8 protein-coding genes are annotated in these 6,459 nt (G+C 74.3%); 2 read left to right on the forward strand and 6 right to left on the reverse strand.

All coding sequences use genetic code 11. The features are described 5' to 3' along the window. From PKC53_RS08640 to PKC53_RS08650, 3 genes are all read right to left on the reverse strand, one after another. Positions 1-874: pirin family protein (locus PKC53_RS08640; protein ID WP_324428065.1), on the reverse strand; the 874-nt coding region annotated here is incomplete at its 3' end. A gap of 79 nt (positions 875-953) precedes the next feature. Then, entirely contained in the window at positions 954-1,193 is a 240-nt protein-coding gene (locus tag PKC53_RS08645) for a hypothetical protein (RefSeq protein ID WP_324428066.1), read from the reverse strand. A 95-nt stretch (positions 1,194-1,288) separates the two neighbouring features. Next, positions 1,289-1,666, reverse strand: coding sequence for a YraN family protein (locus PKC53_RS08650; protein ID WP_324428067.1), 378 nt, complete (start codon positions 1,664-1,666; stop codon positions 1,289-1,291). On the opposite strand from PKC53_RS08650, the gene rsmI reads away from it, so the two are divergent. Both rsmI and PKC53_RS08660 read left to right on the forward strand, forming a co-directional pair. Continuing rightward, positions 1,659-2,594, forward strand: a complete 936-nt coding sequence (gene rsmI, locus PKC53_RS08655; RefSeq protein ID WP_324428068.1) for a 16S rRNA (cytidine(1402)-2'-O)-methyltransferase — start codon at positions 1,659-1,661, stop codon at positions 2,592-2,594. The two genes, PKC53_RS08650 and rsmI, sit on opposite strands and share 8 nt — an antisense overlap. Then, positions 2,575-3,489, forward strand: coding sequence for an alpha/beta hydrolase (locus tag PKC53_RS08660; RefSeq protein WP_324428069.1), 915 nt, complete (start codon positions 2,575-2,577; stop codon positions 3,487-3,489). Before rsmI ends, PKC53_RS08660 begins: the two co-directional genes overlap by 20 nt. Before the next feature lie 167 nt (positions 3,490-3,656). On the opposite strand, the gene PKC53_RS08665 is transcribed toward PKC53_RS08660, so the two are convergent. From PKC53_RS08665 to PKC53_RS08675, 3 genes are all read right to left on the reverse strand, one after another. Then, the gene (locus PKC53_RS08665; RefSeq protein ID WP_324428070.1) at positions 3,657-4,337 is read right to left on the reverse strand and encodes a hypothetical protein; all 681 of its coding nucleotides are present in this window, start codon (positions 4,335-4,337) and stop codon (positions 3,657-3,659) included. A gap of 113 nt (positions 4,338-4,450) precedes the next feature. Next, positions 4,451-5,068 (reverse strand): glutathione S-transferase C-terminal domain-containing protein, encoded by a 618-nt coding sequence (locus tag PKC53_RS08670; RefSeq protein ID WP_324428071.1) that lies wholly within the window; start codon positions 5,066-5,068, stop codon positions 4,451-4,453. Positions 5,069-5,181: 113 nt separating this feature from the next. Then, on the reverse strand, positions 5,182-6,456 hold the full coding sequence (locus PKC53_RS08675) for an amidohydrolase family protein (protein ID WP_324428075.1): 1,275 nt from the start codon (positions 6,454-6,456) through the stop codon (positions 5,182-5,184). Positions 6,457-6,459: the final 3 nt, after the last annotated feature.

Genomic DNA, 6,459 nt, shown 5'->3' on the forward strand with positions numbered 1-6,459 from the left:
ACGCCAGTCTGCCGGCGCGGAAGTCCTCGACGGCGCGGAAGATCTCGTCGTGCGTGTTCATCACGAACGGCCCGTACTGCGCGATCGGCTCGCCCAGCGGCCGCCCGGCGATCAGCAGTGCACGCGCGCCCGTCGGCCCGGCGGCGAGCACCACGCCGTCGCTGCCCGGCGTGTTGGCCAGGATCGCCATGCGTTGCGCCGGCACCGCCTGGCCCTCGATCGCGAGCTGCCCGCGGTACACGTAGACGAACGCGTTGTGCGCCGCCGCCAGCGGCTGCGCGAAGCGCGCGCCCGGCGCCAGCTGCAGGTCCAGGTACAGCGGCTCGGTGGTCTCGCGCTGCATCGCGCCGGCCACGCCGTGGCTGTCGCCGGCGATCACGCGCACCGTCGCGCCTTCGTCGGTGCCGAACTGCGGGATCTCGCCGGCCGCGATGTCGCGGTACCAGGGCTCGCGCATCTTGTCCTTCGAGTGCAGGTTCAGCCACAGCTGGAAGCCTTCCATGCGGCCTTGCTGCTGTTCGGGCAGTTCGCTGTGGATCACGCCGCGCCCGGCGGTCATCCACTGCACGCCGCCGGGGCCCAGCAGGCCCTCGTGGCCGGCGCTGTCGCGGTGGCGCATGCGGCCCTCGAGCATGTAGGTCACGGTCTCGAATCCGCGGTGCGGGTGGTCGGGGAAGCCGGCGATGTAGTCGTCGGGGTTGTCGGTGCCGAACGCGTCGAGCATCAGGAACGGGTCGAGCCGGCGCTGCAGGTCGTGCGTCAGCACGCGCACGAGCTTGACGCCGGCGCCGTCGCTGGTGGGCATGCCGGTGACCAGGCGCTCGACGCTGCGTGCCCGGGTGACGGCGGCGGGGGTGCGGGTGGGTGCGTCCATGGCGTCAATGTAGGGCCGGTGCCCGCGGTGCGCGTTGCACGGTATTGCACGCGGCGTGCAACGCGCGCCGAACCGGCGCTCAGATGCCCAGCAGCTTCTTCGCCTCGCCGAGCATGCGCATCGAGTCGTCGTGCTTGCCGGCCTTGTGCGCCGCCTCGCCGTCGGCGCGCAGTTGCTTCACCTTGGCCATGTCGGCGTCGGCCAGCTTCGGCGCCGTGGCCAGCTTGGCGTCGATCGCGCGCATCTCGTTCGGGCAGTTGTGCGCCAGCGCAAGGCCGGCGGCGCCGGCCAGCGCGAGGGTCAGGACGATTTTTTTCATCTCGCAACTCCTGTCGGACTCGAGGCACATGCCCCGACGGCCGATTCTGTGCGCCCGCCGTCGCCGCGTCGGCGGTGCGGGCATCGGGCCGACGTTCAGCTGCCGAAGAACGCGCCGCGCAACCACTCGACGTGCCCGCCCTCGACCGCGACCACGTCGAAGCGGCAGGGCGGCGGGCTCGCGTAGCGCAGCAGGTAGTGCTGCGCCGCGTGCACGATGCGCCGCTGCTTGGCGGCACCGACGCTGGCTGCGGCGCCGCCGTGCGACGCGTCGCGGCGCGCGCGCACCTCGACGAACACCAGCGTGCCGTCGCGCTCGCGCACGATCAGGTCCACCTCGCCGCCGCGCGCGTGCGGCCCGCCCGCGACCCGATAATTGCGCGCCACCTCCACCAGCCCGTGGCGACGCAGGTGCGCCAGCGCCAGCGCCTCGGCCGCGTCCCCCGCCTGTTTGGTCGTCCCCCGCTTGAGCATCGCCGACACCCTGAAGCGCGCGGCCGCCGACGCCGCGGGCGCGCAGCAGTATCCCGCAGCGACGCTGTACCTGGTGGCCACCCCGATCGGCAACCTGGCCGACCTGACGCTGCGCGCCATCCACGTGCTGGCGCTCGCCGACGCGGTGGCCTGCGAGGACACGCGTGTCGGGGCGCAGCTGCTGCGCCACCTCGGGCTCGAGCACCAGCCGCTGCTGCCGCTGCACCGCCACAACGAGGCCGCTGCCGCCGCCGCGGTGGTCGAGCGGCTCGCCCGCGGCGAGCGCGTGGCCTTCGTCAGCGACGCCGGCACCCCGGCGGTGTCCGACCCCGGCGCACGGCTGGTGGCCGCGGTGCGCACCGCCGGCCACCGCGTGCTGCCGCTGCCCGGCCCGAGCAGCGTCACCACCGCGCTCAGCGTGGCCGGCGACGTGGGGGCGCAGGGTTTCGCCTTCGCCGGCTTCGCGCCGGCCAGGGGGCGCGAGCGCGCGCAGTGGCTGCAGGCGCGTTGCGCGCACGACGACGCGGTGGTGCTGTTCGAGGCGCCGCACCGCATCGAGGCGCTGGCCGCGCAGCTCGCCGCGCTCGACGCGCGGCGCACGGTCACGCTGTGCCGCGAGCTGACCAAGCAGTTCGAGACCGTCGTCACGATGCCCGCCGCCGAGCTGCCCGCCTGGCTGGCCGCCGACGCCGACCGCCGCCGCGGCGAGTTCGCGCTGGTGCTGCACGCGCGCGAGCGCCGCGACGGCGACGACGCGCCGGCCGAGGTGGCCGAGGCGCTGCGCTGGCTGCCGGCGCTGCTGGCCGCGCTGCCGCTGAAGCAGGCGGTGGCGATCGCGGCACAGGTCAGCGGCGCGCCGCGCAACGCGCTTTACGATCGGGCCCTGGCGCTCAGGCAGGAGGGCGGCGATGGCGCAGGCGACGACTGAAGGCTGGTTCGACGGCTTCGAAGGCAGGCACCACGACGTCGACGGCGTGCGCCTGTTCGTGCGCACCGGCGGGCGTGCCGACGCGCCGCCGCTGCTGCTGGTGCACGGTTTTCCGCAGACGCACGCGATGTGGCACCGCGTCGCGCTGCGGCTGGCACCGCACTTCCGTCTGGTGCTGCCCGACCTGCGCGGCTACGGCGACTCGGACCAGCCCGCCGGCGTCGCCGACCACGCGAACTACAGCAAGCGCGCGATGGCCGCCGACCTCGCCGGGCTGATGCGCTCGCTCGGCCACAAGCGTTTCCTGGTGGGCGCGCACGATCGCGGCGCGCGCGTGGCGCACCGCCTCGCGCTGGACCACCCGCAGGCGGTGGCCAAGCTGGCGCTGATCGACATCGCGCCGACGCTGGACATGTACGAGCGCACCGACATGGCGTTCGCACGTGCGTACTACCACTGGTTCTTCCTCGTCCAGCCCGCGCCGCTGCCCGAGCGGCTGATCGGCGGCGACATGCGCTTCTACCTGCACGCCAACCTGGGCGGCTGGGGCAGCGGCGGGCTGGACCACCTCGAGCCGCGTGCGCTGGCCGAATACGAACGCTGCTTCTGCCGCCCCGAGAGCGTGCACGCCGCCTGCGAGGACTACCGCGCCTCCGCCGGCATCGACCTCGAGCACGACCGCGCGTCGCGCGCCGCCGGCCACAAGATCGCCTGCGACCTGCTCGTGCTGTGGGGCGAACGCGGCGTGGTGCACCGCCTGTGCGACCCGCTGGCGCTGTGGCGCGCGCAGTGCGCCGGCGAGGTCAGCGGCCAGTCGATGCCCGCCGGCCACTTCATCCCCGAGCAGCTGCCCGACGCCACCGCCAACGCGCTGACCGAGTTCTTCAACGACTGAACTGGACCACCCCCGCAGCGCCTTCGGCGCCGCACGTCATCAGCGTGCGCGGCGTTCCAGCGGCCGCCGCGCATCCGGCTTCGCCGGTGCGCTGGCGGCGCCCCCCGGGCCGCGGAAGGGGCCCTGCGGGTCCCGGGGGGAAGCGCCGCAGGCGCTACGGGGGTGGGTCAATCAGCGGCGAAGCAGTAGAACCGCCCCGAGCCGCCGGTGCGCGCCAGCGCCTCCTGGCTGCAGCCCACCGTCTGGTGCGAGAAGTTCCACGACTTCGCCCAGGCGTCGGGCAGCGGGCCGATGCGGTCGTGGTGGCCGACGATCGCCGAGCCTTCGCCGCTCTTCGTCCAGCCGCCGCAGGTGGTGTCGGTCTGCGGCGCGAACGCGGTGCCGTCGGCGCGCGAGCCGGTGAGGATGTCGTGCTCGTTCGGGCTGTCGCCGCGCCCGCGCACCACGTTGCCGCGCTCGTCGAGCGCGGTGTCCTTCGAGATGTGGTTGCCGTCGTGCAGGTGCGCCAGGTCGCGCGCGATCAGCTGTCCCTTGGCGTTGTGCCAGGGGCCCTTGCCGATGCGCTCGCGCGCGTGCACCGATGGCACCGCCGGGTTCGACCCCGACGCGAAGGCCCCCGGCACGCTCAGGTAGGCGCGCCAGCTGCGGTGGCCCGCGCCGGCGGCGGCCCCCAGGCGCTGGCAGTGCGCGTCGGCGCCGGCCAGCCCGCCCAGGTCGGCGCCCTTGCCGCTGCCGACGCTGGTCACGAAAAAGCCCATCGGCCCGCCGGGCGGCGAGCTGGCGCAGGCGGCGAGCAACGCCGCGGTGGCGGCGAGGGCAAGGACGCGGGTGCGACGGGTGCGAGGCATCGGCGGCTCCTTCAGTGCGGGTGGAGCCCGCATTACGCGCCGCGGCGCGGCGCCGCGCCTCGGGACGATCCCGCAGTCGGCGTGCGCCGCGACGGCGCCGGGGGCGGGGCGACTCAGGCCGCCGGCGGCGCCGAGTCCAGGAAGCTCTGGCGCGTGAACAGCTTGTCGCTCAAGCGCTTCAGGTTGGGGTAGTCGCCGCGCCAGTCGATGTGGCCGAAGCGGAAGTCCAGGTAACCCAGCGCGCAGCCCACCGCGATGTCGGCCAGCGACAGGTGGTTGCCGGCGCACCACGGCCGGTCGCCCAGGCCCTGGCTCATCGCCTTCACCGCCGAGTGCACGTGCGTCATCTGGCGGTCGACCCAGGCCTGGCTGCGTTCGCCGGCGCCGCGCCCGGGCCAGGTGTGCTCGAGCCGCGCGAGGATGGCCGCGTCGAGCATGCCGTCGGCCAGCGCCTCCCAGGTGCGCACCTCGGCGCGCTCGCGCCCCGACGCCGGGATCAGCTTGCCCACCGGCGACAGCGTGTCGACGTACTCGACGATCACGCGCGAGTCGAACACCGCCTCGCCGCCTTCCATCACCAGGCAGGGCACCTTGCCCAGCGGGTTGCTCTTGCGCACCGCGTCGCTGGTCCACGGGTCCTCGAGCACCAGCTGGTAGTCGAGGCGCTTTTCGGCCATCACGACACGCACCTTGCGCACGTAAGGGCTGGTCGGAGAGCCGATGAGCTTCATGTGGGGGATCGAGTTGTTGTCGCGACTGCAGGGGGGCCCGGACGGGTTGCGAACGATTCTAGCGAGGCACCCCCACCCCGCCGGGGCGCCGGGTTCGGGGGGTGGCGCGCGCCTCAGCGCGGCGGCAGCGTGAAGTCCACCTGCGCCGGGCGGCCCGGCAGCTGCAGCTGCGCCGCGGCCGCCGGCGTGCGCGCGACCACGCGGCCGCCGCGCACCACCAGCAGCCGCGCGGCGCGCAGCCGCAGCGCCTCCACCGGGCTGCGCGCCTGCAGCAGCACGAAGTCGGCGCGGCAGCCGGGTTCCAGCCCGTAGCCTTCCAGCCCCAGGATGCGCGCGTTGTGCACGGTGACCGCGTCGAAGCAGGCGCGCATCGCGTCGGTGCCGGTCATCTGCGCCACGTGCAGCCCCATCGCCGCGACCTCGAGCATGTCGGCACTGCCCAGCGGGTACCAGGGGTCGAGCACGCAGTCGTGGCCGAAGCCCACGGTGACGCCGGCGGCCATCAGCTCGGGCACACGTGTCATGCCGCGGCGCTTGGGGTAGGTGTCGTGGCGGCCCTGCAGCGTGATGTTGATCAGCGGGTTGGCCACCACGTGCACGCCGGCCTCGGCGATCAGCGCGATCAGCTTGGACACGTAGTAGTTGTCCATCGAGTGCATGGCCGTGACGTGCGACGCCGTCACGCGCTGCTGCAGCCCCAGCCGCTGCGCGTGGAAGGCCAGCGTCTCGACGTGGCGGCTCAGCGGGTCGTCGCTCTCGTCGCAGTGCATGTCCACGCGCAGGCCGCGATCGGCGGCCAGCTCGCACAGCAGCCGCACCGACTCGGCGCCCTCGCCCGCCGTGCGCTCGAAGTGCGGGATGCCGCCGACCACGTCGACGCCCAGGTCCAGCGCCTGTGTCAGCTGCGCCAGCGCGGCGGGCGAGCGCAGCGCGCCGTCCTGCGGAAAGGCCACCAGCTGCAGGTCGAGGTGGGGCCGCACGCGCTCGCGCACGTGCAGCAGCGCGCGCACCGCGAGCAGCCGCGGGTCGCACACGTCGACGTGCGAGCGGATCGCCAGCAGCCCGCGCCCCACCGCCCAGTCGCAGTACGCCAGCGCGCGCTCGACGAGGGCCTCCTCGGTCAGCAGCGGCTTCAGCTCGCCCCACAGCGCGATGCCTTCGAGCAGCGTGCCCGAGCGGTTGACGCGCGGCTGCCCGTAGGTCAGCGCCGAGTCCAGGTGGAAGTGCGCGTCGACGAACGGCGGGCTGAGCAGCCAGCCCGCGGCGTCGACCACCTCGACGCCGGCGGGCGCCGGCAGCTGCGGCCCCACGGCGGCGATGCGGCCGTCGACCGCGAGCAGGTCGACGCCGGTGCGGCCGTCGGGCAGGGTGGCGTTGCGGATCAGCATGGG

The organism is Azohydromonas sp. (assembly GCF_035325925.1).
Classification (GTDB): domain Bacteria; phylum Pseudomonadota; class Gammaproteobacteria; order Burkholderiales; family Burkholderiaceae_C; genus Calidifontimicrobium.